The organism is Phenylobacterium sp. (assembly GCF_004799515.1).
Classification (GTDB): Bacteria; Pseudomonadota; Alphaproteobacteria; order Caulobacterales; family Caulobacteraceae; genus Phenylobacterium.
Window position 1 is genome coordinate 22916 of sequence record NZ_SSMX01000013.1, and the last position, 25823, is coordinate 48738.

24 protein-coding genes are annotated in these 25823 nt (G+C 68.5%); 13 read left to right on the forward strand and 11 right to left on the reverse strand.

What is annotated here, in order from left to right; all coding sequences use genetic code 11:
- The first annotated feature begins 2 nt into the window (after positions 1 to 2).
- A complete protein-coding gene (locus E8A49_RS05610; RefSeq protein WP_293377367.1) occupies positions 3 to 659 on the forward strand; it encodes a carboxymuconolactone decarboxylase family protein in 657 nt (218 codons plus the stop codon).
- On the opposite strand, the gene E8A49_RS05615 is transcribed toward E8A49_RS05610, so the two are convergent.
- The 4 genes from E8A49_RS05615 to E8A49_RS05630 form a co-directional block, all read right to left on the reverse strand.
- Entirely contained in the window at positions 604 to 1608 is a 1005-nt protein-coding gene (locus E8A49_RS05615; protein ID WP_293377370.1) for an endonuclease/exonuclease/phosphatase family protein, read from the reverse strand. The two genes, E8A49_RS05610 and E8A49_RS05615, sit on opposite strands and share 56 nt — an antisense overlap.
- On the reverse strand, positions 1605 to 3509 hold the full coding sequence (cysN, locus tag E8A49_RS05620) for a sulfate adenylyltransferase subunit CysN (RefSeq protein WP_293377373.1): 1905 nt from the start codon (positions 3507 to 3509) through the stop codon (positions 1605 to 1607). The genes E8A49_RS05615 and cysN overlap by 4 nt, the downstream gene beginning before the upstream one ends.
- Positions 3509 to 4459 carry a sulfate adenylyltransferase subunit CysD gene (gene cysD / locus E8A49_RS05625; RefSeq protein ID WP_293377375.1) on the reverse strand — a complete coding sequence of 317 codons (951 nt, stop codon included), beginning with the start codon at positions 4457 to 4459 and terminating at the stop codon, positions 3509 to 3511. Before cysD ends, cysN begins: the two co-directional genes overlap by 1 nt.
- A 148-nt stretch (positions 4460 to 4607) precedes the next feature.
- Entirely contained in the window at positions 4608 to 6200 is a 1593-nt protein-coding gene (locus E8A49_RS05630; RefSeq protein ID WP_293377378.1) for a hypothetical protein, read from the reverse strand.
- 215 nt (positions 6201 to 6415) lie between these two features.
- Here E8A49_RS05630 and E8A49_RS05635 point away from each other — a divergent pair, with 215 nt between their 5' ends.
- The 4 genes from E8A49_RS05635 to rfbA all read left to right on the forward strand — a co-directional run bounded on the left by E8A49_RS05635 (position 6416) and on the right by rfbA (position 10703).
- Complete coding sequence (locus E8A49_RS05635) at positions 6416 to 7717, forward strand: MFS transporter (protein WP_293377381.1); 1302 nt, start codon at positions 6416 to 6418, stop codon at positions 7715 to 7717.
- Between the two features lie 135 nt (positions 7718 to 7852).
- Positions 7853 to 8902: a dTDP-glucose 4,6-dehydratase gene (gene rfbB, locus E8A49_RS05640; protein WP_293377384.1), complete on the forward strand. Its 1050-nt coding sequence runs from the start codon at positions 7853 to 7855 to the stop codon at positions 8900 to 8902.
- On the forward strand, positions 8899 to 9810 hold the full coding sequence (gene rfbD, locus E8A49_RS05645) for a dTDP-4-dehydrorhamnose reductase (protein WP_293377387.1): 912 nt from the start codon (positions 8899 to 8901) through the stop codon (positions 9808 to 9810). Before rfbB ends, rfbD begins: the two co-directional genes overlap by 4 nt.
- The gene (rfbA, locus tag E8A49_RS05650) at positions 9807 to 10703 is read left to right on the forward strand and encodes a glucose-1-phosphate thymidylyltransferase RfbA (RefSeq protein WP_293377390.1); all 897 of its coding nucleotides are present in this window, start codon (positions 9807 to 9809) and stop codon (positions 10701 to 10703) included. The genes rfbD and rfbA overlap by 4 nt, the downstream gene beginning before the upstream one ends.
- 39 nt (positions 10704 to 10742) lie before the next feature.
- On the opposite strand, the gene E8A49_RS05655 is transcribed toward rfbA, so the two are convergent.
- A complete protein-coding gene (locus tag E8A49_RS05655; protein ID WP_293377393.1) occupies positions 10743 to 10907 on the reverse strand; it encodes a hypothetical protein in 165 nt (54 codons plus the stop codon).
- Positions 10908 to 11059: 152 nt separating this feature from the next.
- Between E8A49_RS05655 and E8A49_RS05660 the strand changes: the two genes are divergently transcribed.
- From E8A49_RS05660 to E8A49_RS05670, 3 genes are all read left to right on the forward strand, one after another.
- The gene (locus tag E8A49_RS05660) at positions 11060 to 11746 is read left to right on the forward strand and encodes a sugar transferase (RefSeq protein WP_293377396.1); all 687 of its coding nucleotides are present in this window, start codon (positions 11060 to 11062) and stop codon (positions 11744 to 11746) included.
- 498 nt (positions 11747 to 12244) lie between these two features.
- Positions 12245 to 12832, forward strand: coding sequence for an FxDxF family PEP-CTERM protein (locus E8A49_RS05665; RefSeq protein ID WP_293377399.1), 588 nt, complete (start codon positions 12245 to 12247; stop codon positions 12830 to 12832).
- A gap of 383 nt (positions 12833 to 13215) precedes the next feature.
- Positions 13216 to 13875, forward strand: a complete 660-nt coding sequence (locus tag E8A49_RS05670; RefSeq protein WP_293377402.1) for an FxDxF family PEP-CTERM protein — start codon at positions 13216 to 13218, stop codon at positions 13873 to 13875.
- A 102-nt stretch (positions 13876 to 13977) separates the two neighbouring features.
- Here E8A49_RS05670 and E8A49_RS05675 read toward each other — a convergent pair whose 3' ends face one another.
- Both E8A49_RS05675 and E8A49_RS05680 read right to left on the reverse strand, forming a co-directional pair.
- Positions 13978 to 14223 (reverse strand): XrtV sorting system accessory protein, encoded by a 246-nt coding sequence (locus tag E8A49_RS05675; protein ID WP_293377405.1) that lies wholly within the window; start codon positions 14221 to 14223, stop codon positions 13978 to 13980.
- A gap of 94 nt (positions 14224 to 14317) precedes the next feature.
- Positions 14318 to 15781, reverse strand: a complete 1464-nt coding sequence (locus E8A49_RS05680) for an exopolysaccharide biosynthesis polyprenyl glycosylphosphotransferase (RefSeq protein ID WP_293377408.1) — start codon at positions 15779 to 15781, stop codon at positions 14318 to 14320.
- 160 nt (positions 15782 to 15941) lie between these two features.
- Between E8A49_RS05680 and E8A49_RS05685 the strand changes: the two genes are divergently transcribed.
- Positions 15942 to 16895, forward strand: coding sequence for a glycosyltransferase family A protein (locus tag E8A49_RS05685; RefSeq protein ID WP_293377411.1), 954 nt, complete (start codon positions 15942 to 15944; stop codon positions 16893 to 16895).
- A 3-nt stretch (positions 16896 to 16898) separates the two neighbouring features.
- Here E8A49_RS05685 and E8A49_RS05690 read toward each other — a convergent pair whose 3' ends face one another.
- Positions 16899 to 17909: a glycosyltransferase gene (locus E8A49_RS05690; protein WP_293377414.1), complete on the reverse strand. Its 1011-nt coding sequence runs from the start codon at positions 17907 to 17909 to the stop codon at positions 16899 to 16901.
- 213 nt (positions 17910 to 18122) lie between these two features.
- Between E8A49_RS05690 and E8A49_RS05695 the strand changes: the two genes are divergently transcribed.
- Positions 18123 to 19304, forward strand: a complete 1182-nt coding sequence (locus tag E8A49_RS05695; protein WP_293377417.1) for a glycoside hydrolase family 99-like domain-containing protein — start codon at positions 18123 to 18125, stop codon at positions 19302 to 19304.
- On the forward strand, positions 19297 to 20805 hold the full coding sequence (locus tag E8A49_RS05700) for a lipopolysaccharide biosynthesis protein (protein ID WP_293377420.1): 1509 nt from the start codon (positions 19297 to 19299) through the stop codon (positions 20803 to 20805). The genes E8A49_RS05695 and E8A49_RS05700 overlap by 8 nt, the downstream gene beginning before the upstream one ends.
- Before the next feature lie 11 nt (positions 20806 to 20816).
- On the opposite strand, the gene E8A49_RS05705 is transcribed toward E8A49_RS05700, so the two are convergent.
- Positions 20817 to 21896 (reverse strand): acyltransferase, encoded by a 1080-nt coding sequence (locus tag E8A49_RS05705; RefSeq protein WP_293377423.1) that lies wholly within the window; start codon positions 21894 to 21896, stop codon positions 20817 to 20819.
- Between the two features lie 22 nt (positions 21897 to 21918).
- Positions 21919 to 23112: a glycosyltransferase family 2 protein gene (locus E8A49_RS05710; protein ID WP_293377426.1), complete on the reverse strand. Its 1194-nt coding sequence runs from the start codon at positions 23110 to 23112 to the stop codon at positions 21919 to 21921.
- 235 nt (positions 23113 to 23347) lie between these two features.
- Here E8A49_RS05710 and E8A49_RS05715 point away from each other — a divergent pair, with 235 nt between their 5' ends.
- The gene (locus tag E8A49_RS05715; RefSeq protein WP_293377429.1) at positions 23348 to 23773 is read left to right on the forward strand and encodes a GtrA family protein; all 426 of its coding nucleotides are present in this window, start codon (positions 23348 to 23350) and stop codon (positions 23771 to 23773) included.
- On the forward strand, positions 23748 to 24455 hold the full coding sequence (locus E8A49_RS05720) for a class I SAM-dependent methyltransferase (RefSeq protein WP_293377432.1): 708 nt from the start codon (positions 23748 to 23750) through the stop codon (positions 24453 to 24455). Before E8A49_RS05715 ends, E8A49_RS05720 begins: the two co-directional genes overlap by 26 nt.
- On the opposite strand, the gene E8A49_RS05725 is transcribed toward E8A49_RS05720, so the two are convergent.
- Complete coding sequence (locus tag E8A49_RS05725; RefSeq protein WP_293377435.1) at positions 24440 to 25816, reverse strand: DUF2142 domain-containing protein; 1377 nt, start codon at positions 25814 to 25816, stop codon at positions 24440 to 24442. The genes E8A49_RS05720 and E8A49_RS05725 overlap by 16 nt on opposite strands.
- Positions 25817 to 25823 lie beyond the last annotated feature (7 nt).

The following is a 25823-nucleotide window of genomic DNA, read 5'->3' on the forward strand; positions in this document are numbered from 1 at the left end:
CCGTGCCGCGCCTGCGCCAGGTTCCCCGCGCTGACGCCACCGCCGAGGTGGTGGTCAAGACCTACGACCTCTTGTTCGGCGAGCGCGACCCGGTGGCCGAGCCCGGCACCTCCACCGGCACGCCCGGCGACTGGTGGACCGTCTTCGCCCTGGTTCCGGACGTCCTGGAGCACGCCAACCGCGGCTTCGCCCTCTACCGCAGCCCGAAGCGCAAGCTGGACCCGGTGCTGCGCGAGCTGGCGCAGACCCGCGTGGGGTATGTGAAAGCCAGCCAGTTCGTCTTCTCCCAGCACTGCAAGTCCCTGCGCGGCCTGAAGGTCGCGGAAGCCAAGATCGCCGCCGTGCCGCACTGGGCCGTTGCGGATTGCTTCGACGCCAAGGAGCGCGCGGTGTTGGCCTACGCCGACTGCCTGGCGCTGCAAGCCGGGCGCACGCCGGACGCGGTGTTCGACGCCCTGAAGGGCTTCCTCACCGACGAGGAGATCCTGGAGCTGACCTACATCGCCTGCCTCTACGACATGCACGCGGTGATGAGCCGGGCGCTGCGCACCGAATGGGACGACCGCGACGATCCCATCGTTGAGGTGGACTCGCCGGAAGGCTTCAGCGCTCGGGACTTCCTGGACGTGGGCCGTCGCGCGCCACCGGCGCCAGAGTGACCACCAGCGGATAGTGGTCGGAACCGAGCGGCGGGCCGCGCCGGACGCTTACCGTCGCCCAGCCGGGGCCGGCGTAGAGGTGGTCGATCGGCAGTAGCGGGAACGGGAACAGGGTGTTTCCCGCGCGGCCGACGTCCGCGGGCCAGGACCAGAACGCCCGGTCCCGCCGGACCAGGCCAAAGGTCCGGTCGTCCTGCCGGCGGGCGAAGGACCAGGATGTGGAGTTGAAGTCGCCGGCCAAGATGGTCCGGTCGGTTGGAAGGCTCGCCAGGACAGCGTGCAGGGTGGCCCGCTGCCGCGCCTGAGCCGGCCCGGGCCAGACGAGGTGGGTCACCACCACATCGAACGGCCCTTGCGCGTCCCGGTAAGTGGCGTTGACGAAGGTGAGCTTCGAGCGCGGGTCGACAATGGGACGGTTCATCGCCTCATAGGGCCGCGGCGTGAGGATCAGGGAGTCACGGATCCGCCCGGCCGCGCCGCGCCAGCCCATCCGGAACAGCACGGTGTCGGCCAGGACGGTGTTGGCTTCCTCCAGGACGACGACATCGGGATGCTCGCTGGCCAGCCAGTCGGCGATCTCCTGGAAGCGCTGATTGCTGCGCCGCGCGTTGAACTCGATGACCTTGATCTGGCCGGGCGCGCCGGGCGCTGCGACGGGGCCGGTGTCGCGCAGGAACTCCGGCAGGATCAGGGCGGCGGAGAGGATGGCGCCCAGGATGGCCAGGCCCAGCCCAACCCGCCGCAATCTCGCCGCGCCGATCAGGGCGAGCGCGGCCGCGGCGAGGGCCGCCGCCAGGTAGAGGGGCGCCGGATGGCTGAACACATCCAGCCGTGCGCTGAAGCGGCCGCCTTGCGCCAGCAGCGCCAGGCCGGCGGCGAGGCCCGCAATCAGCAGGGCGAGCGCGCCTGCCGCGTCCCGGAGCCGAGGAGCGCGGGCGGCGCGCCTCATCGCCGCGCCGCGCTGTCCTTCTCCAGCCAGGCCACGATCGCCTCGGCGGCCTGCTCGGGGCTGAGCGCGGTGGTGTCGATGCGGATTTCGGGGCTTTCCGGCGCCTCGTAGGGCGAATCCACGCCGGTGAAGTTCTTGAGCTGGCCGGCGCGGGCCTTGGCGTAGAGACCCTTGACGTCGCGCCGCTCGGCCTCGGCGATGGGGGTGTCGACGAAGACCTCGACGAACTCGCCCTCGGCCATCAGTTCGCGCGCCATCCGCCGCTCGGCGCGGAAGGGCGAGATGAAGCTGACCAGGACGATCAGGCCAGCGTCGGCCATCAGCTTGGCCACCTCGGCCACCCGGCGGATATTCTCGACCCGGTCCTGCTCGGTGAAGCCCAGGTCCTTGTTCAGGCCGTGGCGGACGTTGTCGCCGTCCAGCAGGTAGGTGTGGCGGCCGTCGGCGGCGAGGCGCTTTTCCACCAGGTTGGCGATGGTCGACTTTCCGGCGCCGGACAGGCCGGTCAGCCAGACGACCCGCGCGGCCTGGCCCAAGGCCCGCGCCCGCGCCGCCTTGTCCACGTCCAGCGCCTGCCAGTGGATGTTCTGGCTGCGGCGGAGCGCGAAGTGCAGCAGGCCGGCGCCCACCGTGCGGTTCGACAGCCGGTCGATCAGGATGAAGCCGCCCAGGTCGCGGTTCTCGGCATAGGGGTCGAAGGCGATCGGCGCGTCGAGGGACAGGTTGCACACCCCGATCTCGTTCAGCTCCAGCCGCCGCGCGGCCAGGTGCTCCAGGGTGTTGACGTTGACCTTGTACTTGGGCTCGGCGACCTGGGCGGCGACCGTGCGGGTCCCGAGCTTCAGCAGGTAGGGCCGGCCCGGCAGCATCGGCTCCTCATCGAACCAGACCAGGGTGGCCTCGAACTGGTCGGCGACAGCGGGCGGGTTTCCGGCTGCGGCCAGGACGTCGCCGCGGGAGACGTCGATCTCGTCGGCCAGGGTCAGCGTCACCGACTGGCCGGCCACGGCCTCGTCGAGGTCGCCGGTGAAGGTGACGATGCGCTGGACCGTGCTTTCGCGGCCGGAGGGCAGGGCCTTGACCTTGTCTCCGGGGCGCACGACGCCGGAGGCGACCAGGCCGGAAAAGCCGCGGAAGTCGAGGTTCGGGCGGTTGACCCACTGCACCGGCATGCGGAACGGCTTTTCCCGCAGGTCGTCCTCGACGGGCGCATCCTCCAGCCAGCGCATCAGCGGCGGGCCGTCGTACCAGGGCGCGTTGGCGCTGGGCTCGGTGATGTTGTCGCCGCGCAGGGCCGACATGGGGATGGCCGCGAAGGCCTCGATGCCGATCTGCTGGGCGAAGGCGCGGTAGTCGGCGACGATCTCGTCGAAGCGGCCCTGGCTCCACTCCACCAGGTCCATCTTGTTCACCGCCAGTACCACGTGGCGGATGCCCAGCAGGCTGACGAGGTAGCTGTGCCGCCGCGTCTGGGTCAGCACGCCCTTGCGCGCATCGATCAGGATCACCGCGGCGTCGGCGGTCGAGGCGCCGGTGACCATGTTGCGGGTGTACTGCTCGTGCCCGGGCGTGTCGGCGACGATGAACTTGCGCTTGTCGGTGGAGAAGAAGCGGTAGGCGACGTCGATGGTGATGCCCTGCTCGCGCTCGGCGGCGAGGCCGTCGACCAGGAGCGCGAAGTCGATCTCGCCGCCCTGGGTGCCGACCTTCTTGGAATCCGCCTCCAGCGCCGCCAGCTGATCCTCGAAGATCATCTTGGAATCGTAGAGCAGCCGGCCGATCAGGGTCGACTTGCCGTCGTCCACCGACCCGCAAGTCAGGAACCGCAGCAGGCTCTTGTGCTGGTGGGCGTCGAGATAGGCCTCGATGTCCTGGGCGATCAGGGCGGACTGGTGGGCCATCAGAAGTAGCCCTCCTGCTTTTTCTTCTCCATCGAGGCGGCCTGGTCGTGGTCGATGACCCGGCCCTGGCGTTCGCTGGTGGTGGCCAGCAGCATCTCCTGGATGATCTCAGGCAGGGTCGCCGCCGTGCTCTCGATGGCGCCGGTCAGCGGATAGTCGCCCTGGGTGCGGAAGCGGATCGAGCGCAGCTGCGGGACCTCGCCGGGGTTCAGGCGCATCCGCTCGTCGTCGACCATGATCAGGTTGCCGTCGCGCTCCACCACCGGTCGCTCGGCGGCGAAGTAGAGGGGCACGATCGGAATGTCCTCCAGGTAGATGTATTGCCAGATGTCGAGTTCGGTCCAATTGGAGATCGGGAAGGCCCGGAAGGTCTCGCCCGGCCCTTTGCGGGTGTTGTAGAGCTTCCAGAGTTCGGGCCGCTGGATCTTCGGGTCCCAGCGGTGCTGGGCCGAGCGGAAGGACAGGATCCGTTCCTTGGCGCGGGACTTCTCCTCGTCGCGCCGGCCGCCGCCAAAGGCCGCGTCGAAGCCGTACTTGTCGATGGCCTGCTTCAGACCCTCGGTCTTCCACATGTCGGTGTGCAGGCTGCCGTGGTCGAAGGGGTTGATGCCCCGGGCCTTGGCCTCGGGATTCTGGTGGACGATCAGGTCCATGCCGCTCTCGCGGGCCATCCGCTCGCGCATCTCGTACATCGCCCGGAACTTCCAGGTGGTGTCCACATGCAGCAGCGGGAAGGGCGCCTTTGCGGGATAGAAGGCCTTCTGGGCCAGCCGCAGCATCACCGCGCTGTCCTTGCCGATGGAATAGAGCATCACCGGGCGCTCGCATTCGGCCACAACCTCGCGGAAGATGTGGATGCTCTCGGCCTCCAGGCGCTGCAGGTGGGTGAGCATGGGGGCGGAGAGGCGGCTTTCGGCGGCTTTCGAGTCAGTCGCGACGCGAGCATCCATTCAGCGGACCTTACAACAAGGATGACAAGAGCCGCCCCATTCCTTGGCCGGCCTGAGAGCGTGTCACGCGGACTTAGAGCCCGCGTCGGGCGCGGACAAGGCGGACCGCGCGCAGGAATTCTCCAGGCGGCGCCAGGGGATGTGGCCGCTAGCCGAAGAGATCGGCGTCGCTGATCGGGGCGCGGCCATATAACTGATCCACCGACAGACGGTCCATCAGCACCATCATCTTGGTGGCGATGTCGACCTGGTTGGCCATAACCCGCTGGTCTAGCTTCTTGATCACCCCCATGGGGTCGGCGCGGAAGAAGTACTGCGGCGCGCCCATGAGACCGAGCCCCGGGATGCCGGCGGCCCGCGGCGCCCCGCCCTCGCCGGGGGCGAAGCCGCTCTCCACCAGGGCCGAGCGGGAGTACTTCGGATTCTCGCCTTCCGTGGCCGCGTGGAAGATGCGGTTCATGGCCGGGGCGTCGGTCGAGGTCGGCAGCCACATCTCCGGCGCGACAAGGCCGGTGGGGCCCCACTTCATGTCGGCGGCGCTCCATTCCATCGCACCCATCTGCTCGAGCGACAGATGGCCCACGATCCTCTTCACCATCTCCGGATGCTGGTTCATGACGCCTCGGGTGCCGGCGGGCCGGCCCGAGCCGGTCTCCTTGTCGGCCACGGCGCCGGCCGCGTAGTGGCCGGTGGGCAGCGAGCAGACCAGGGTGCGCCGCCGCCGCGCACGGGGTCGGCGCGCGGCATAGGTGGCGAGCGCCAGCACGCCCAGGCCGCCGTTCTCGTTGCACTCGTTGGGACCATCCGTCTGGGTGGTCAGGAACACCACCTCGTCCGAGGGCCCGGGGAGGGTGGCCACGATGGTGTCGGCGCGGGCGTCGGGCGTCAGGGTCGCGTCGCAGCGCAGGGTGAGGCTGGCCTTGCCGGAGACCTCACGCAGGTGACGGCTGGCCTCCGCGCCGACCCATAGCGCCGGGGTCTTGCGGTGTTTGTCGCTGAACGGCAGCCAGTTGTAGCGCGCCGCCTCGTTGGAGACATCGGTGTAGCAGAGCACCAAGGCCCGGCACTTGCCCTCCACCGCCTCCATGGACGGCCGGCCGCCCTGGCTGGCCGGGTTGGGGCCGTCGTAGGCGGGCGGCAGCGGGTCGGGGAAGGCGCCGGGGAACAGCTTGGCGAAGCCGCGCGCGCCGCCGTTCGCCAGCGGCATGTCCACCACCACCACCGATTTCGCCAGTTCGTCGGCGGGGACCCTGGCGGCCAGGGCCTTCACCGCCGCGTCGCCGACGCCGGCGTAGAGCACCCGCCCGGTCACCGGACCCGTGCCGCGGGTGGTGGCGGCGAAGGGATAGTAGGCGACGACCTCCAGCGATTTCGGGGCCTTGCCGTCGTCGGCGACGCTGATCGCGCAGTCGCGATGCAGGTCGCACTCCCAGGCCATCAGCCGGAAGGTGTCGATCTTCACCTCGAACTCCAGGCGGGTGAACTGGCGCGCCAGGAATTGCTCGAAGGTCCGGGCCTGGGGCGTGCCGGTGAAGCGGATCGGCCCCATCCTGTGCAGTAGGCGCAGCCAACGGCCCAGGGTCTCCGGCTGGGGGACGAGCTCGTTCTCGAAGCCCTTGATCTGCCGTCCGCTGGCCGCCGCACGGGCCAGCAGGGGCGCCACGCCCGCACCCGCCAGCGCCGCGCCGCCCGCGATCAGCTCCCGGCGCGAGGCTCCGTCCGTCCGTCCATGCCCCGGCATCGTCCGCTCCGATCTCTAGTCATTGCTGACGGTAGTTTGCCGACGAAAGACGCGGTTCGGCCAGTCCGATGATGTTTCCGCGCGGTCACAGCTCCGCCCTTGGCGGCGCCTGGGGCGGCGTGCATCATGGCCGCAAGGGAAACGTACCGAACTTTGGAACCGGCGACCTGGGCATACCGGGCGCGGGCCGAGCGGACAAAAAAGCTGGGGGCTGCATGACTGTTGCGACCACAACCGCGCCGAAAGCGGGCGCGGGCTATCGTTATCTGGTCGTGGGGCTGCTGGCCGTCGTCTACACCTTCAACTTCATGGATCGGCAGATCATGTCGACCCTGGCCGAGCCGATCCGCAAGGACCTGGGCCTCAGCGACACGGCGATCGGGGCCCTGGGCGGCCTGACCTTCGCGCTCTTCTATACGACCTTCGGCATTCCGGTCGCCTGGCTGTCGGACCGCTTCAAGCGCGTCTGGATCATGGCGGCGGCCTGCGGGATCTGGAGCCTGTTCACCGCGAGCTGCGGCCTGGCCACCAACTTCCTGCAGCTTGCCCTGTCGCGGATCATGGTGGGCGCCGGCGAGGCGGGCGGTTCGCCGCCCTCCTATTCGCTGATCTCCGACTATTTCCCGGCAAAGGAGCGCGGCACTGGCCTGGCGATCTATTCCCTGGGCGTGCCGCTGGGCTCGATGCTGGGGGTGATCCTGGGCGGCGGCGTGGCGGCCGCGCACGGCTGGCGGGTCGCCTTCTTCGCCGTGGGCCTGCCGGGCGTGATCCTGGCGCTGCTGATGCTCTTGATCGTGCGTGAGCCGAAGCGCGGCGGGCTGGACGAGATGGCCCTGGGCGCCGAGGCCCATGCGCCGCCGCCGCCGGCGGGCGAGGTGATCGCCGCCTTCTTCGCCAACCGGACCCTGGCCTGCGTGGCCATCGCCTGCGGCCTGTCGGCCTTCGCCGGCTACGCCATGCTGAACTGGAACGTGCCCATGCTGATGCGGGTCAAGGGCGCGTCGCTGAAGGAGGTCTCGGCCTACTACGGCTGGGTCATCGGGGTCACCGGCGTGATCGGCACCTTCATGGCGGGGTGGCTGGCGGACAAGCTGGGGCACAAGGACCGCCGCTGGTACGCCTGGATCCCCGTGGTCGCCTTCACCCTCAGCCTGCCGGCGCTGGCCGGGCTGATCTGGGCGCCGACCTGGAAGATCGCCCTGATGTTCATCGCGGTACCCGCCCTGCTCAACAACATGTACTTAGCGCCCGCGCTCGCGGTGGTGCAGAACGCCGTGCCGCCCGGCCAGCGGACCATGGCCGGCGCCATCCTGCTGTTCGTGCTGAACCTGATCGGCCTGGGCGGCGGCCCGATCTTCCTGGGCCGGGTCAGCGACTGGGCCAAGCCGCACTATGGCGACCATTCCTTGTTGGTCGGCTACGCGGCCCTGGCGCCGGTGATCGTGCTGGCGATCATCGCCCACCTGATCTGCGCGGGCTCCATCGCGCGCGACAAACGCCTGGCCGTGGCGCTCTGAACGGGCCGCCCGCGCCCCTTGGCCACGCGCCAGGGGGTTGAGCGCGCCCGCCACGGCTGTAAGAGGACACTCATATTTCGAGTGTACTGAGGCGCTCAAGCCGCCCTTGGGCCCAGCCGCCTGAAGAAAGACCGCATGAAGATCCTCGTCACCGGCGGAGCCGGGTTCATCGGATCGGCCGTGGTGCGTCGCGCGATCGCCGACGGCCACCAGGTGGTCAACCTCGACAAGCTGACCTATTCGGCGAACCTTGAGAACGTCGCCAGCGTCGCCGACCATGCCGGCTACGCCTTCGAACAGGCCGACATCTGCGATGAGGCCGCGGTGCGGGCGATCTTCGCCAAGCACAGGCCCGACGCGGTGATGCACCTGGCCGCCGAGAGCCACAATGACCGCGCCATCGAAGGCCCGCTGGACTTCGTGCGCTCCAACGTCATGGGCACGGCGGTCCTGCTGGAAGCCGCCCGCGCCCACTGGAACGCCCTGGAGGGCGCGGCCAAGGACGCCTTCCGCTTCCATCATGTCTCCACCGATGAGGTGTTCGGGGCGCTGGGCGAGGACGGTGAGTTCACCGAGGCCACGCCCTACGATCCCAACTCGCCCTATTCGGCCAGCAAGGCCGGCGCCGACCACTTGGCCCGCGCCTGGCACCGCACCTACGGGATGCCGGTGGTGCTGACCAACTGCTCGAACAACTACGGCCCGTTCCAATTCCCCGAGAAGCTGATCCCGACGGTGATCACCCGGGCGCTGGAGGGGAAATCCATTCCGGTCTATGGCGACGGCCGCCAGGTGCGCGACTGGCTGCACGTGGACGACCACGCCGAGGCCCTGCTGCTGGTGGTCCAGAAGGGCCGGCTGGGCGAGACCTACTGCATCGGCGGCGACGCCTCGAAGCGCAACATCGAGGTCATCCGCATGCTGTGCGAGCATCTCGACGGGATGGCGCCGGCCAACACCCCGCACGCCGACAAGATCGCCTTCGTCACCGACCGGCCGGGCCACGACTTCCGCTACGCCATCGACTCCTCGAAACTGGAGGCCGAGCTGGGCTGGACGCCGCGCATGCCGCTGCTGGCGGGCCTCGAGGACACCGTGCGCTGGTATGTGGAGAACCCCGGCTGGGTCGACGGCATCCGCCAGCGCGGATTCCAGTCTGAGCGGCTGGGCCTGGTCAAGGCATGACCGTCCGCATCCTGCAGTTCGGGACCACCGGCCAGCTGGGCCGCGAGCTCTCGGCCCAGGCGAAGGACTTCGACGTCGAGATCACCGCGTTGTCGCGGGCCGAGGCCGACTTCGCCGATCCGGCGGCGGTCGTGGCTAGGCTGAAGGCCGCCCAGGCCGACCTGGTGGTGCTGGCCGCGGCCTACACCGCCGTCGACCAGGCGGAGCGCGAGCGGGACCTGGCCTTCCGCGTCAACGCCGAGACGCCGGGCGCGATAGCCGAGGCCCTGGGCGCCGGCGGTCCGGCCTTGGTGCAGATCTCCACCGACTATGTGTTCGACGGCGAAAAGGGCGGCGCTTACGTCGAGACCGATACGCCCGCGCCGCTGAGCGTCTACGGCGCCTCCAAGCTGGAGGGCGAGCGCCGCATCCTGGCGGCCTGTCCGCGGGCCCTGGTCCTGCGCGCCTCCTGGGTGGTCTCCAGCCACGGCAAGAACTTCGTCAAGACCATGTTGCGCCTGGCCGGCGAGGGGAAGCCGCTGAAGGTGGTGGCCGACCAGTTCGGACGCCCGACGTCGGCGCGCGACCTCGCCCGGTTCATCCTCTCGCAGGCCGAGCGCCTGGCCGCCGCACGGGCGGGCGAGCCGGTCTTCGGTCTGCATCACTTCGCCAATGCCGGCGAGGTGAGCTGGAAGGGCTTCGCCGAGGGGATCTTCGACATGGCCCTGGGCGCCAATGCGCCGCCGGTGGGCGCCAGCGCCACCGCCGATTGGCCCGCGCCCGCCAAGCGGCCGCTGCGCGCCACCCTGGACACGGCCAAGCTCGAGCATACCTTCGGCGTGACGCCCAGGCCCTGGCGCGAGGCCGTGGCCGACATCGTCAGCGAACTTCAATCGGAAGCCAAAACGGAATTGGGGTCTGCGGCATGAGACGTGGTGTCATCCTGGCCGGCGGGGCGGGCACCCGGCTGCATCCTCTGACCCTGGCGGTCTCCAAACAGCTGCTGCCGGTCTACGACAAGCCGATGATCTACTATCCGCTGTCGGTGCTGCTGCTGGCCGGGGTGCGCGAGATCCTGATCATCACCACGCCAGAGGATCAGGCCGGCTTCAAGCGGCTGCTGGGCGACGGCTCGCACCTGGGCGTGCGCTTCGAATATGTCGTGCAGCCCAAGCCCGACGGCCTGGCCCAGGCCTATATCCTGGGCGAGGCGTTCATCGCCGGCGAACCCAGCGTCATGGTGCTGGGCGACAACATCTTCTTCGGCCAGAACTTCACCCGCTCGCTGCAGGCGGCCGACGCGCGCACCGCAGGCGCGACGGTGTTCGGCTATCTGGTGCAGGATCCCGAGCGGTATGGCGTCGTGGAGCTGGGCCCCGATGGCCGCGCCCTGGGCATCGAGGAGAAGCCCGCCAAGCCGAAGTCCAACTATGCGGTGACCGGCCTCTATTTCTACGACGGCCGCGCCAGCGAGTTCGCCAAGACGCTGAAGCCCTCGCATCGCGGCGAACTGGAGATCACCGGCCTGAACCAAGTCTACCTGGACGCGGGCGAGCTGAACGTCGAACTCCTGGGCCGCGGCTTCGCCTGGCTCGACACCGGCACCCACGACAGCCTGATCCAGGCCGGCGAGTTCATCCGCACGGTGGAGCAGCGCCAGGGCCTGCGCATCGGCTGCCTGGAGGAGATCGCTTTCCGCCGCGGTTGGATCGACGCAGGGCAACTGCGCAAGCTGGCCGACGGCCTCGCCAAGAGCGAGTACGGCCAGTACCTGCGCGCGTTGTCCGAGCGGCCTGTGGGCCCCGAGGACTTGGCCGAATAGCTGGGATTGGGACGAAGGCCGGGTCGGCCTGGCGGGATCCTAGAAGAACAGCGCCCGGACGCCGGCCACCACGCCGAACCACAGGCCAGCCGAGGCGACGGCGGCGACGGCCAGGCCCACGCCGAGCGGAAGACGGCGCGTCGGCGCGGTCTCGATGACGGCGCTGCGCGGGCTGACGTCTTGGAAGGACACGTCTGCTGGCATCGGTCTTGCTCCGGGGCCCGCATCTCGGGCCACCTGTGCCATGAACCACAAGTGCGCTTAAGAGTTGGTGGGGATAGATGGAAAACGCGCCGTTAAGCGTCTTTTCCCGGAGCTGGACCGTACCCACACTGCAAGCCGGGAGGGGCAGCCAGGTGAGCGTGCTGACGGAGCAGGGCGATTTGAACCAGGCGCGCCAGGCGGCTGCTCGGCCTCGTCGGCGGTTTTCCGACGTCGCCGCCCTGCCTGTGGCGACGCATCCGTTCAAGCGTTTCCTGGACGTGACGGTGGCGGGTTTCGCGCTTTTGCTGTTCCTTCCGCTGCTTTTGGTCGTGATGCTGGCGATCCGCTTGGAGACGCCGGGGCAGGCGATCTTCCGGCAGCGCCGGACGGGCTACCGTGGCCGGGTGTTCACGATCTACAAGTTCCGGACGATGACGGTGACGGAGGACAGCGGGAAGGTTCAGCAGGCGACCAAGAACGACAAGCGGGTGACGCCGATCGGCGGCCTGCTCCGCAAGCTGAGCATCGACGAGCTGCCGCAGCTTTGGAACGTCCTGAAGGGCGACATGTCGATCGTGGGGCCCAGGCCGCACGCGCTGGCGCACGACGAGTACTACGGCGCGCTGATCGCCACCTATGCGGCGCGGTTCCGGGCCCGGCCCGGGCTGACCGGCTATGCGCAGGTGAACGGATTGCGCGGCGAGATCCGCGATAGCCGGGATATGAGCGACCGGGTGGCGGCGGATAACAGCTATATCGAGACCTGGTCGCCGGCCTTGGACATCGCGATCCTGGTTCGCACCGTCCCGCTCATCTTCGGTGACCCGCGAGCCTACTGAGGTCGCCGCCGCAGCGGCCAAAGCCAAACGGCCGCGCTTCTGAAAAAGTGAACCCTCCCAAATCACATCCGCAGGCTTCTCAGCCAGACGGCCGAATGTAGTTAACAGATGAGCGCAAGCGCAAGGCGTTCGAATCTTATCGGGTTTGCTCTGAGATATTCTGGCGATGGTTGGGTGCGCTGCGGTATCGGGCGTTTCGGCCAAGACGGAACCAGATATACTCGAAAACGCGAAGAGTTCGCCTGACAGGGGAATTCGCGCCTGGGGGGTCAAGAAAAATTCGCAAGGATTGTGCGTCTGGCGCCCGGCATTCGAAATGCCATTGATTTTGCGTAACTTTGTCTGCGCTTTTGTGCGGCGCCACCGTTGCTGTGGGGTGGGATACCGGCGGTCTTTGAGCTTCGCCGTGGGCCTCACATAGAGAATTTGTTATGTAATGGTTGACCCGGCTTTCGGGCTCGAGTACACCTAACAGCGAATTAACAAGGGCTGGACATCATGCGCACTCTTTCCAAGGTTCTGGCGGCGTCTGCCGCCGCTGCCTCCGTCGCTCTCTTCGCCAATGCGGCGGGTGCGGCGATCTTCGTGAACAACTGGACGATCTCGCCGACCGGCCAGATCACCGTCACTTTCGGTGATGACGCCCTGGGCAGCGCCAACGCCACGGGTACGGCGGGCGACCACGGTACGGACTACAGCCACGTCTACGCTCCTCCCGGCTCTTCGTCGGGCAGCTTCACCGACACGTTCGACTTCCACCTGCCGACCGGTGAAGTGCTGAACGCGGCGATCTCGACGTCGACCCTGGATTTCACCGGCATCTCCTTCAACGGCGTCGCCGGCACCGTGTCGAATGCTCCGGGTCTCCACATCGGCAGCGTCAGCGAAGTTCTGGTGACCCTGGGTGGGGAACAAGAACTGATCGTCACCGGGACGGGTGTCTCGACCGCGGGTTGGAGCGGCACCGCCAGCTTCACCCCGGTGGCCGTGCCCGAGCCGGCGACCTGGGCTCTGATGATCATGGGCTTCGGTGGTGCGGGCGCTCTACTCCGCAATCGCCGCCGGACGGCTGTGGCGGCCGCCTAACTACAAGAAGAAGTCCAGTCTTCGATACCGCCGTCCCGAAAGGGGCGGCGGTTTTCGTTTGGGCCAATCTTGACCGGGCCCTGCCGACGCAGCTGGCGCGCGGACTCAGAGCCGAGCGGCTTGCGGCCGATCCGCCGCCCAGATCACCCCCACCCTGAAGCTATGCAGTTCCTTTGGAGAGGACCGGAGAATCGGGCCGCGAAGTGGCGGTGCGCGCGGATTTCTTGAACCCAACGGTCAAGCTTCGGCAGAGCTTAAGGCCAAGCTCTTCAAATTGAAATTTCTGGATGTTCCAAAGCGAAGTTCTGGTGGGAGAATTCTAAGTTCAAAGTAGTAACATCGTTTTTTCAACTTGAGCGGAACTGGGACCACTTAACTGAGTTTTGAGCCTGCTGACCGCGCCAGGTGGTGTCGGTGCAGATCGCGTGACCTCAGAAAAAGGGCTGGGCCCAATGACACCTCGTTACAAACTTCTCGCCGCAACCGTTGCGGCCGCGGCCCTTGCGGGGGCGGGCGCGGCGAGCGCCGCCACCTTCATTCAACCCTGGACGGTCTCGCCGTCCGGCAGCATCTCGGTGACCATCGGCGACAACGGGCTGGGCGTCATGGGCGGCAGCACCGACCCGGTGAACGGCAACTCGGCGCATACCTTCAACGCCTCGACCGGCGCCTTCACCGACACCTTCGACTTTTTCCTGCCGACGGGATTGGCCGGAGCCTCGGTGATCACCACCCTGTCAGGCCAGGCGGTCAACGACCTGACCTTCAGCAACATCACCTTCAACGGCGCCACCGGCAGCACGACGTCCGGCGGCGGCCAGGCTACGGCGCACGTCGACTTCCAGAAAATCACCCAGGGTGGCGAACAGGAGCTGGTGATCACCGGCAACGGCGGTTCGGCGGCGACCTTCGGCGGCACCGTCAGCTTCGTGCTTGGCAACGCGGTTCCGGAGCCGGCGACCTGGGCTCTGATGATCATGGGCTTCGGCGGCGCGGGCGCGCTGCTGCGCAACCGCCGGCGCATGGCGGCCGTGGCCGTCTGAGTCAAACGTCCCGGACCTGATCCTGGAAGCCGCCGTTCCCCAAAGGAGCGGCGGTTTTCGTTTGCCGGCCCGACCTTCGCCCGGCCCGTCGCGGGAATGGGGCTAGAGCTTGAAGCCGAAGGGCTTCAGCACGAGCACAATGTAGATCAGCACCGCGACCACGATGGCCGCGGACAGCGGCCCCTGGCCATGATTGCCCACATAGTTGGCGAGGGCGCAGCCGATCGCCGGCGGCAGGTAGTGGAAGATGGTGTCCTGCGGCTCGCCCTCGGCCACCGACCGCTGCAGGAACAGCACAACCAGTCCGCCGAAGATCGCCACGGTGATCCAGTCGTAGACGGTTTCCAAGGACGATCCCCCTTTATCCTGTCAGCACCCAACGTTCTCGTACGCAGGTTGCAAGAAGCGTGCAAGCGCCCGGCGCTGCGGCCCGAGCGCGCGCCTAGCGGACCGCCTGGGTGTCGCCGAGGACGCAAGGCAGGGTGCGCGCCATGATCGTCAGATCCAACCACAGGGACTGACGCTCGACATATTCGAGGTCCAGCGACACCCGCCGGCGCACCGCCTCAGGCGTATCCACCGGCCCGCGCGACCCGTTCACCGCGGCCCAGCCGGTCAGGCCGGGCTTCATGCGATGGCGGTGGGCATAGCTTTCCACTAACTTCGAGGCCTCCGCCCCCCCGGTCAGCATGCCGATGGCGTGGGGCCGCGGGCCGACCAGGGACATCTCGCCGCGGATCACGTTCCACAGTTGGGGCAACTCGTCGAGGCTTGTGCGGCGCAGGAAACCGCCCACCTTGGTGACCCGGTCATCGTTGGCGGTGACCTGCCGGGCGGCGGCGTAGTCGCTCGCCTCGGTGCGCATGGAGCGGAACTTCCAGACCAGCACCTCTTCGTTCATGTAGCCGTGACGGCGCTGCTTGAACAAGATCGGTCCTGGGCTGTCCAGGCGGATGGCGACGGCGATCGCCACCAGCGCGGGAGCCAGCACGATCAGGGCGCCGACGCTGAAGGCGATGTCCACCGCCCGCTTCAGCGCGCCCTGCACCACGCCCCGGCGCACGGCGGAGAGGTGCGCGAGCGGCATGTCCAGCAGCCGCTCCTGTGCGGCGTGTTCGCGTGCGGGGTCGAAACCGTCCATCAGGAGGCTGATCTCATTGGGGCAGGGCGCCAGTTCGGCGATCAGCTCGGCGATGCGCGCCGTGGCGTTGGACGGCACGGCGACCACGATGCGGTCGATAAAGGGCAGCAGGCGGTGCGACTTCACATCGGCGGTGCGGCCCAGCACGGGCACGCCGAAGATGTGCTTGGGCGCGCGCTCGCCGCGGTCGTCGAAGACGCCCAGGATGTTGACGTCGCCCTTGGCCAGCGCCAGGGCCACCAGCCGCTGGGCGGCCGCCGTGGCGCCCACGATCAGGAGGTTCGGGGTCAGCACGCCGCGCCGGCGCAGTCTCGCCACATAGACGAACCAGAAGACGTGCGAGGCGCAGAGCAGCGGCGTCGCCGTCAGGCACCAGTCGACGATGCCGAGGGTGCTTTCGGCCTTGGCCGCCCCGCTGGACGTCAGGGCGACGAAGGCCAGCATCGCCAGCCCCGATCCGCCCACCGCGCCCAGCACGCGGTAGAGGTGCGCCCCCAGGCGTTCGCGGGCGGTCAGCTGGTAGGCCTCCACGCCCTTCAGGCCGATGGCGACCAGCACGGAGGCGGCGATCAGCAGCAGGTTCGGGTCGAGCAGGGCGTCGCCCCGGCATTTGATCTGGAACAGGCCCAGCAGCAGCAGCAGGTCGCAGGCCTGCACAAGGCGGGCGAGGGCGCCGCCCCGCAACCGCGAGCGGGCGCTCGCCAGCCGCTCAGGGCGAAGAGGGCCCCTGCGGTTCTGTGGGGCCGGTTCGGGTTCAATCGCCATGGCGCAACCCTCTAGCAGCCGCGCCTGAGTATCCGGTTAACCTCGCGACGTTTGCGCCGGTGGCGTGAGCCGGCAACTCGGTATAGAGCCCGGGTCATCAGGGACGGCGGACGCCACGGTCGCGTGCGCTCTCGCGTCCAGCCAAAGCGAGCATTCCGACGTGGCGAACCCTCCGACGGTGTCGGTCGTGATCCCGCTCTACAACAAGCGATCCACCATCGGGCGTTCACTGGCCTCCGTGCTCGCCCAGACCTTCGGCGACTTCGAGGTCATCGTGGTCGACGATGGCTCGCAGGATGACGGGGCGGACTACGTCGCGGCGCAGTTTGCCGACCCGCGGGTGCGTCTGCACCGGCAGGCCAACGCCGGGCCCGGCGCGGCGCGCAACGCCGGTCTGACCCTGAGCCGCGGACCCTTCATCACCTTCCTCGACGCCGACGACGACTGGCGGCCGGTCCTGCTCGAGACCGCCGTGGCCGAACTTGCCGCCCACCCCGAGTGCGCGGTCTTCACCGCCGCCTACCTGCGCGAACCCGAGGGCGTGGACCGTTGGGCCGAGCTGTACGCCCGCGGGTTCGCCGAAGGGCCCTGGCGGCTTCTGCCGGCGATCCCGCCGGCCGAACTCCTGGATTGCGTCGCCGCCTTCCATGCCTGCACAGCGGTGTACCGGCGTGAGACGGTCGCCCGCTACGGCGGCTTCTACGCCAAGGACCGCTGCACCCTGGGCGAGGATTCCTACCTCTGGATCCAGATCCTGCTGAACGACCCAATCTACCGGCACATGACGCCGCTCGGGCGCTATCACATGGAGGATTCCGAGCTGGGCATCGGCGCGCGGGGCCGGAACCTGCCGCTGGAGCCGGCCCTCACCGATCCGGGGCCGATCCGCGCGGTCTGCCCGCCGGACCTGCGCGGCGTGCTCGAACTTTGGTTCGCCCAGCAGGCGGCGCGCACGGCCTTCATGCAGCTGGCGCGAGGCGATGCGGACAAGGCGGCCTGGCTGGTGAAGGCCTTCCCGGCGGTGCGCGGCCTGGGGCTCGACTATCTGAAGCTTCGCCTGCGCCTGATGAACCCGGGGCTCTGGAGCGGCCTCAAGCGGCTGGCCGGACGGTAGGGCTCAGGCGGCCTGCGCCTTGAACTTCGCCGCGCCGCGGGCGATCGCCTGGCGCCGCAGATGATAGAGGCCGCGCCGGGTGAGCCCGATGGCGGTGAAGCCCACGAACAGCAGCCACTGGACGGCCGCCGTGAGATTGAGAACTGCGGGGCCCGCGCGCACCAAGGACGGGGTCTTCCCATCGCGGTTCATGTAATGGACGCTCTTCACGCTGTCCAAATAGGCCATGGTCTCGCCGATGGCGTAGTAATAGTTGAACACATACTGCCGGGACTGCCGTTTCGAGACGATGTGGTGCCGGACCCTGGCGCCCGGGACCCACCAGCCGATGATCCCGGTGTTCATGAGGTGGAACAGCATCTCGGTCTCTTCGCCGGTGCGCCGGAAATTCGGCGAGGGGCCGAGGTTGTTGTCGAACCGGACCGCCTTCTGCGCCGCGGTGCGGATCGCCATGTTGGCGCCGAAGGGCATGCGGTCCCCCTCGAACGAGAGCGGAATCTCCACCGGGCCGAGGTCGCGCCGCGCCACCACGTCGGCTAACGGCCAGAGTGGCGCCAGGCGCGCGAACCAGGCCGGGGTCGGCGGCTCCAGCAGAGGCTCGACCACGCCGCCGAACAGCGAAGCCTCGGGATGGCGCTTGAAGGCGTCGAGATAGGCCGTCAGCCAGTCGGGGCTCACCTCCACATCGTCGTCGACCCAGCAGGTGTAGACGCCGCGCGTTTCGTCGAACACCCGGTTGCGCGCGTTGGCGACGCCGGCCTGGGGTTCGACCACATAGCGGATCGGCAGCCGATCGGCGAAGCCCATCGCGGTCTCGCGGGTGTTGTCGGTGCTGCCGTTGTCGACGACCAGCACCTCCCAGGCGAGGCCGGCGGGCACGTCCATGCGCGCGAAGGATCCCAGGAGCGTGGCCAGCTCCGGAGCCCGGTTGCGGGTGCAGACGCAGACCGTCACATCAAGCTGTTCGGCGGCCAATCCTGAAGCGTCCTCATGCTCGCGGGAGACCCTCTCCACCGCGCCCCGGAGCCCGGCCTAGCATCTTCCGCCGGGCCAAGCGAGACGCCGGCGCCTCGAAAAAGGCCTTCGCGCGCAGGCCGTTAGGCGCGAAGCAACAAACGGTCGTCATAAGGGGCTGCATACTTGGGCGGGACGGAATCTCCAGTGAGCGCAGCGTTGAACAGCTCGGCCGAACTTGCGATGGTCCGCCCCGTGGAACCCCCGGCGCCGATGACATCTCCGCTCGCCCGTGTCCTGGCCTTCTACCTGCCGCAGTTCCATCCGACGCCGGAGAACGACCTGTGGTGGGGCAAGGGCTTCACCGAGTGGACCAACGTCGCCAAGGCCAAGCCGCTGTACCCCGGCCACGTCCAGCCGCGCCTGCCGGCCGACCTGGGCTTCTACGACCTGCGGGTGCCGGAGGTGCGCGAGCGCCAGGCCGAGCTCGCCCGCGCGGCCGGCGTCGAGTCCTTCTGCTACTGGCACTACTGGTTCGGCGACGGCCGGCGCATCCTGGAGCGCCCGTTCGAGGAGGTGGTCGCCAGCGGCCAGCCCGATTTCCCGTTCTGCCTGGCCTGGGCCAACCAGACCTGGACCGGCATCTGGCACGGCGCGGCCGGCCGGACCCTGATCGAGCAGACCTACCCGGGCGCCGCCGACCGTGAGGCGCACTTCAACTGGGCGCGGCGCGCCTTCGAGGACCCGCGCTACAGCCGCGTCGACGGCAAGCCGATCTTCGTCGTCTTCTCGCCCAGCCACATGCCCTCGACGGCCGAGTTCGTGGACCACTGGCGGGAGCTCGCCCACAAGGCGGGTTATCCGGGCATGTATTTCGTGGGGGTCTCCGACGCCTACGACCAGAATACCGAACGCTATCGCCTGCCGATGCTGGATCCCTTCGACGCGGTGACCATCCTGGGGCCGCAGGACTACATCGCCACCCATGGGGCGCGCGAGAAGTGGGGCCTGAAGCGGCGTCTGCGGGAACGCAACCTGGGCCGCTTCAACCGCCTCCGGCCGAAGACCTGGGCCTATCCCACGCGGATCGACTTCGCCGAGGTCGTCGACCACGCCTTCGAGGACATGCCCGACGGCGACCGCTTCCTGCCGGCGGTGCTGTCCGGCTGGGACAATACGCCGAGGTCATCGCAGCGGGGCGTGGTCTACGAGAACTCCACGCCGGAGCTCTTCGAGCGTTATATGGAAAAGGCGGTCGCGCGGCTGGCCGGCCATCCGAAGGAACAGCGGATCGTCTTCCTGAAGGCCTGGAACGAATGGGCCGAGGGCAACATCGTCGAACCCGACGCGATCCACGGCCACGGCTTCCTCGACGCCATCCGCAAGGCCGTGCTGCCCGGCGCGGCGACGGCTGCAGCCGAGGCGGCGCGGTCCGAGACCGGTCCGCATGGCTGACGAGCCAGCCCCTCAGATCCACTCCACCTTCGACAAACAGGATCTCAAACGGCGGTCCCTGAGGGGCGGGATCGCGACGGTCGCCTCCCAGGGCGTCAAGTTCGGGCTGAAATTCGGGTCGACCCTGGTCCTGGCCCGGCTGCTCAGCCCGCCGGAATTCGGCATCGTCGCCATGGTCGCTCCGATCCTGGCCTTCGTGACAACGCTCAACGACCTGGGCTACACCCAGGCCATCATCCAGCACCGCGACCTGAGCAAGGCGCAGATCTCCAGCCTGTTCTGGATCAACCTCTTGATGAGCGTCGGCCTGGCGGCGGTCCTGGTGATCGCCTCGCCGCTCGTGGGGTGGATCTATCACGAGCCGCGCCTTCCGCCGCTCCTGCTGACCATGGCGAGCCTGGTGATCCTGGGCACGCTCTCGATGATCCCCTCGGCCCTGCTGTTGCGCGACATGCGGTTCAACCAGCAGGTCTCCGTCGACCTGGTCGGCGTGACCGTCAGCATCGCCGTGACCATCGCCGCAGCGATGATGGGGTTCAGCTACTGGTCCATCGTGATCGGCCAGATCGCCAACGCGGTCACCAACCTGATCCTGCTGGCCATCCTGACCCGTTGGCGCCCGCAGTGGCCGAGGCGCGGCGTCGAGATCGGACACGTGGTCCGGTTCGGGGCCAACCTGACCGGGGTGAATATCGCCGGCTATTTCAGCTCCACCGCCGACAACATGATCATCGGCGCGGTGGCCGGTAAGACGCCCCTCGGCCTCTATGACCGCAGCTTCAACCTCGTCGTCCAACCGATCAACCAGCTCATGGCGCCGGTGAGCCGGGTCGCGCTGCCGCTGCTCTCGCGGCTGAGGGAGGATCCCCAGCTCTACCGCGACACCTACCTCAACATGGTGCGCATCGGGCTCAGCTTCACCATGCCGCTGATGGTGGCCTGCATGGTGCTCGCCGCGCCCATGGTCCACTTCCTGCTGGGCCCGAAATGGCAGGCCGCGGGCCCGATCCTGGCCTGGATCTCATTCGGCGGCCTGGTCGCGCCGCTGACGACGACGTCGGGTTGGGTCTTCGCCACGCGGGGCCGCACCGATCAGCAACTGCGGGTCACCCTGGTGACGGCGGCGCTCAGCATCGCGTCCTTCGCCATCGGCGTGCACTGGGGCGCGGTCGGCGTCGCGGAGGCGTCGGCCCTGTCGTTCACCTTCCTGCAGACCCCGCTGGTCGTCTGGGGCAGCACACGGGACTGCGCGGTGCGGTTCGCCGACATGGCGGGCGCGGTCTGGCCGCTGATCGTGGCCGCCGCCGCGGCGGGCGGGGCGCTCTATCTGAGCCTGGGTTTCTGGCAGTCCTGGCGCTTGGCGATCGCCCTGGGGCTTTGCTACCTGATCTTCGGCGCCGTGGCTTTTCTGCTGCCGGGCGGCCGGGCCATGTACCGGACGATCATCGGGTTGGCCTCGTCGCTGCGTCCAGGGCGGGCGAAGGCCGTGTCGCAGCCGTAGCCGGCGTCGCGTCAGGCGGGTTTTAAGGCGAGACGCGCGATCCTGCGCTTGAAGGTGATCCTCAGGGGCTCGCCAACGAACTTGTGGGTGACCGCCGCCAAGGCCACACATGCCACGGACAGCACGGCAAACTCGACGATGTGCGGGAGGTGTTCGTGCCAGCGCATCTCGTAGATCAGCGGAAAGTGCCAAAGGTAGATCTCGTAAGAGATCGTTCCTAGCCAGACCAGCCAGGAGGCGCGCAGGGCGGCCGGCTGGGCCCGGACCACGCCAATAATGAGCCAGGCGGACAGGACGCTCTGGCCAGTCATCTGGACGGCGTAGGGTGCAGGGGTGGTCGCAGGCGGCAACAGCATCTCCACGCCCAGCAGTAGCGCGGGGATCCACCAGGTGCGGGCCGCCACCGATCCCCCGGCCGCCGGCCGCGGCGCGACGGCGATGGCCGCGCCGAGAAGCAGGCCGTCGAAATGGGTGTCGAGGCCGTTATAGATGCGTGAGACGCTCGCGCCGGAGGCGGCGAGGGCGAGGCGCCAGGCCATGTCCGCGGCCGCCAGGCCGAGCAGCCACCGCTCGGGGTGTTGCGGCTTCAAGGCGCCCAGCAGCACCACAGCGAACGGCCAGATCAGATAAAACTGCAGCTCGATCCCCAGCGACCAAGTGTGGCTCATGGCCTGGTCCTGGAACAGGTTGAACGCCCGCACCCAGTTCATTGTGTAGGTCGCTGCGGCTAGGATGTTCAGCAGGGCCACGGACCGTGCGGCGCCGTGCTTCACGACCAGGACGAAGGCCAGATAGGTCGCAAGCACGGTGAAGAGTGCGGGCCCCAGGCGCACAATCCGGGAGGCCTGAAACGTCCAATAGCGCAGTGGACGCCCAGCGTCCCGGGCGCGGGCCAAGATCGAGGTGATCAGATAGCCGCTGATAACGAAGAACACATCGACGCCGAGGCCGGCGTTGGGCGACAGGTCGGTGTGGCAGAGCAGGACCGCAAAGGCGCTCAGCGCCCGCAGGCCGTCCAGCTCTGGCACATAGCCATGAGGCGCCGAGGGGACGGGAAGCGGCTCGCCGGCGCTCTGGGCTTGTGAGATCATGTCACCAGGAAGCCTCGGATACTCAGGCGTCGGGCGTCACCGGCCGGCGGGCGACCGGGATCTCGATCAAGCCGGTGAGGAAGGCGAGGGTGGCAAGCTGCAGGCCGGCCGCCGCCAGGGTCATGGAAATGATCATCACCCGCATCAGGAACTCACCCTCCAGCCGGCCGAAGCCGATCAGGGCCCAGGAGATCACCCCGTAGAGCACGCCGATGCCGCCCAGCACGAAGAGAGCGCCGCCGATCAGCAACAGGGACTCCAGTGAGGCCCGCGCCCCGAGCTTCAGCCCCTGGGTCTGGTCGGGGAGCAGGCCGTTCAGGATGCCGTAACGGCGGGCCAGGACCGAGGCGGTCACGAACTGGATGCCGACGATCACGCTGATGCTGGTGGCCAAGAGGGTGTGGGTGTCGAGGGTCACGTGCCGCGCCACGCGAACCGGCCCGGGCAGGAGGACGAGGCCGCCCAGCACGCCGATGGCGATCAGCACCAGGCCCGGGAACAGGAACAGCCAGCTCGGACTGTAGAGCAGCAGGAAGCGCAGGTGGCGCCAGCCGTCGCGCCAGGTGCGCAGGTGCGGCGGGCGCGAGCGGCCATCCGGCTTCAGCGTCGTCGGCACCTCGTCGATAGAATAGGAGGCCAGCGCCGCGCGGACCACGAACTCGCTGGCGAACTCCATGCCGGTGGCGTTCAGGTGCAGCTCGCGGATGCGCGCGGTGTTGAAGCCGCGCAGGCCGCAGTGGAAGTCACCGGCCGGCACCTTGAACAACAGGCGCCCGATCGCGGTCAGCACCGGGTTGCCGAGGTACTTGTGCAGGAAGGGCATGGCGCCGGGGGCGATGCCGCCCTTGAAGCGGTTGCCCATGACCACGTCCTTGCCCGCGCGCAGGCGTTCGACGAAGGGGTCGAGGCGTTCGAAGTCGTAGGAGTCGTCGGCGTCGCCGAAGATCACGTAGCGGCCGAGCGCCGCCTCGATGCCGCCGATGAGGGCCGCGCCATAGCCGCGGCGCGGGATGGCCACCACCCGCGCGCCCAGGCCGGCCGCGATCGCCTGCGAGCCGTCGGTGCTGCCGTTGTCGGCGATCAGCACCTCGCCGGAGATGCCGGTGCGCTTCAGGAAGCCCTGGGCCTTTTCGATGCAGACCGCCAGGGTCTCCGCCTCGTTGAGGCAGGGCATCAGGATCGTCAGCTCAAGGGCCGAGCCTGCATCACCGGACATGAACCAAAACCCCCGCTATCCTTCAATGGCCGACCCGTTTCGGGACGGTCCGGCCGCAAGACGAACCCAGGCCGCCGCCGACGTCGCCGGGCGCCCCTCGCTAGCAAGACCCTTGCCATGGGACGCGTTCACAACCTCTTGCCTTGGGGCGCGTAGGCTCAAGCCGCTCGCACCTTTCGCCGCCCCGGGTTATCGAACTTCGCTCAGTTTGGAAATCGCGTATGGATGACTGTCGATGAACGCCCTCCGCACCGCCGCTGACCTGATCCGGCGTCATGCGAAGTTCGTGCGTTTTGTGGTCTCCGGCGGCGGCTGCGCCTTCCTGTTCTTCTGTCTCTACTATGCCGGCGTCTCGCTGGGCGTGCGGCCCTTCGCCGCCAACCTCATCGCTTACGCGCTCGCGTTCTCCGCCGGCTATCTCCTGCAGCGCAGCTGGACGTTCGGCGGGCGCCATCGCCACCAGAGCGCGCTGCCGCGCTACGCCATCGTCCAGGTCTGTTGCGCGCTCCTGACCAGCGGCGTTACCGAGATCGCAACACCTCACCTGCAGATACCGAAGCTAGCCCTGTCGCTCGTAGCGACGATCATCGCCGGCGGCGCCAGCTACGTCGCCTCCCTCTTGTGGGTCTTTCCCGATGGCGACGCCGAACACCCAGTATAACGTCGCCAAGAGCGACAGCCTGCCGGTCAAGATCGCCGCCTACCAGCGCCGGCGCATGTTCGACCATTTCCTGTCGGCCACCGGCATATCGCCGGACGACACCCTGCTGGACGTGGGCGCCACGTCGGAGCGGACCTATGAGGCGTCGAACTACGTCGAGGCCTGGTATCCGCATAAGGCCAAGATCACCGCGCTCGGCATCGACGACGCCTCGTTCCTCGAGGAGGAATATCCCGGCGTCCGCTTCGTGAAGGGCGACGGCCGCGAGCTGCCCTTCCAGGACGGCGAGTTTGACGTGGTGCATTCCTCGGCTGTGCTGGAGCACGTGGGCTCCTTCGACCAGCAGGTGACCTTCATCGCCGAATGCGCGCGGGTGGCGGCCAAGTCAGTCTACCTGACGACGCCCAACCGCTGGTTCCCCATCGAATTCCACACCGTCCTGCCGCTGGTCCACTGGCTGCCGAAGTCCACGTTCCGCAGCCTGATGCGCAAGACCGGCCGCGGCTTCTTCGCCGAGGAATCCAACCTGAACCTGATGGGCGCCGCTGACCTGCGCCGGGCGGCCGCGGCGGCGTTGGGCCCGCGCGGCTACCGCTTCAAGATCGCCACCGCCGACCTGGCGGGGTGGCCCAGCAACCTCCTGCTGGTCGCTCACCGCGATCCGGTTCAGAGCCGCCAGTAGAACAGCAGGGCGACGACCAGGACGGCGAGCGCCCCGAGGCCGGCGGCGCCCGCCAGGACGACGTCGCCGCGGGCGCGCAGGCTCTGCAGCCCGCCAAGGCCTGGCCACATCAGCGGGATGAAGGGCGCGAGCGGGATGAAATAGCGCCCCTGCACGCCGTCCACCCGCGCCGCGCCCACGGGCGTGTATTGCAGGTAGAGCAGGCCATAGACCGCCAGGATGCTCGCCACGACGCAGAGGATCGTCAGGATGCGGAAGATCGGGCGGACGCCCGGTGTCGGCCGGGTGAGCGCGACCGCGGCCGCGACCACGCCCAGCAGCGCCACCACGATCACCCGCGGCGTCATCAGGTCCAGCCAACCCAGGGCCGATCCCACGAACTGTCCGGCCATCTTCGGCGCGTCGAGGGCGATGGACGACAGCAGGACCTTGGCGGTCAGCAGCGGGTGGTGCAGCACGAAGGCGGTCTGGTCCTCGAAGCTCACCGGCACGCCTGGCCTGTTGCTGAGCACATCGTGGCGCACCATCGCCGTCCAGCCGAACCACAGGGCCACGGCGACGGCGCTGATCGCGGCTAGCCGCATGGCCTCCGACCGCTTGCCGCCGCCCAGTAGCACCGCGGCCGGCGGCAGCACCACCAGCGGGATGTAGGCGAACTTGTTCACGCAGACATAGAGCAACGCCAGGAAGAGCAGCAGGTCCAGGCGCGGTTCGCTGCGGCCCGCGGCGGCGATGCGGCTCACGATGGCGGCGAGCACGATGGAGAACGGGATCACCAGGGCGTCGCCGGCCAGCGAAGCCTCTTCGAAGAGGGTGATCGGCAGGAGGGCGAGGACCAGCGGCAGCAGGCCCTTCTCGCGGAAGAGGGCGATGCCGACGGCGGAGACCAGCAGGGCGATGAGGGCGTTGACCAGCCGTCCGGCGTAGAGCCAGTCCAGCGGCGGCGCATGCAGCGCCCGGGCGGCGCCCACCACCAGGGCCGGTATGGCGTGGGCGAGGGGGAAATAGATCACCGTATTGCTGAAGTCGGTGAAGCCGGCCGGCCCCGCCGGCTGGCTTGTCATGGCCGCCACCTCGCCCGGTGAGCGCTTCTGATCGGGCGTGAACGGCACGTTCAGGGTGCGGAAGCGGGTGGTGAGCGTCACCGCCCCGCGCTCCACCGGCCCGCCGGCCTGGTCACCGGCCGCAGACATCTGCGGCAGGACGCTCAGGTGCGAGAGCTGGGTGGCGCGGAACATGTGCGCGGGCTCGTCCGGCACCTGGAACGGCGCGGTGACGAAACAGAAGGCGAGCAGCAAGGGGGCCGCGATCAGGAGATAGAGCCTGACATAGGCGTTTGAAGAGGACCGCGGCGGTCGCATATCTGGC

Coding starts and splice junctions, on each gene's coding strand:
- E8A49_RS05680 (WP_293377408.1), bottom strand. CDS start 15,781: ATGGCGATTGAACCCGAACCGGCCCCACAGAACCGCAGGGGCCCTCTT.
- E8A49_RS05630 (WP_293377378.1), bottom strand. CDS start 6,200: ATGCCGGGGCATGGACGGACGGACGGAGCCTCGCGCCGGGAGCTGATC.
- E8A49_RS05665 (WP_293377399.1), top strand. CDS start 12,245: ATGCGCACTCTTTCCAAGGTTCTGGCGGCGTCTGCCGCCGCTGCCTCC.
- E8A49_RS05615 (WP_293377370.1), bottom strand. CDS start 1,608: ATGAGGCGCGCCGCCCGCGCTCCTCGGCTCCGGGACGCGGCAGGCGCG.
- E8A49_RS05655 (WP_293377393.1), bottom strand. CDS start 10,907: ATGCCAGCAGACGTGTCCTTCCAAGACGTCAGCCCGCGCAGCGCCGTC.
- E8A49_RS05715 (WP_293377429.1), top strand. CDS start 23,348: ATGAACGCCCTCCGCACCGCCGCTGACCTGATCCGGCGTCATGCGAAG.
- E8A49_RS05635 (WP_293377381.1), top strand. CDS start 6,416: ATGACTGTTGCGACCACAACCGCGCCGAAAGCGGGCGCGGGCTATCGT.
- E8A49_RS05700 (WP_293377420.1), top strand. CDS start 19,297: ATGGCTGACGAGCCAGCCCCTCAGATCCACTCCACCTTCGACAAACAG.
- E8A49_RS05710 (WP_293377426.1), bottom strand. CDS start 23,112: ATGTCCGGTGATGCAGGCTCGGCCCTTGAGCTGACGATCCTGATGCCC.
- cysN (WP_293377373.1), bottom strand. CDS start 3,509: ATGGCCCACCAGTCCGCCCTGATCGCCCAGGACATCGAGGCCTATCTC.
- E8A49_RS05705 (WP_293377423.1), bottom strand. CDS start 21,896: ATGATCTCACAAGCCCAGAGCGCCGGCGAGCCGCTTCCCGTCCCCTCG.
- cysD (WP_293377375.1), bottom strand. CDS start 4,459: ATGGATGCTCGCGTCGCGACTGACTCGAAAGCCGCCGAAAGCCGCCTC.
- rfbA (WP_293377390.1), top strand. CDS start 9,807: ATGAGACGTGGTGTCATCCTGGCCGGCGGGGCGGGCACCCGGCTGCAT.
- rfbD (WP_293377387.1), top strand. CDS start 8,899: ATGACCGTCCGCATCCTGCAGTTCGGGACCACCGGCCAGCTGGGCCGC.
- E8A49_RS05725 (WP_293377435.1), bottom strand. CDS start 25,816: ATGCGACCGCCGCGGTCCTCTTCAAACGCCTATGTCAGGCTCTATCTC.
- rfbB (WP_293377384.1), top strand. CDS start 7,853: ATGAAGATCCTCGTCACCGGCGGAGCCGGGTTCATCGGATCGGCCGTG.
- E8A49_RS05695 (WP_293377417.1), top strand. CDS start 18,123: ATGACATCTCCGCTCGCCCGTGTCCTGGCCTTCTACCTGCCGCAGTTC.
- E8A49_RS05720 (WP_293377432.1), top strand. CDS start 23,748: ATGGCGACGCCGAACACCCAGTATAACGTCGCCAAGAGCGACAGCCTG.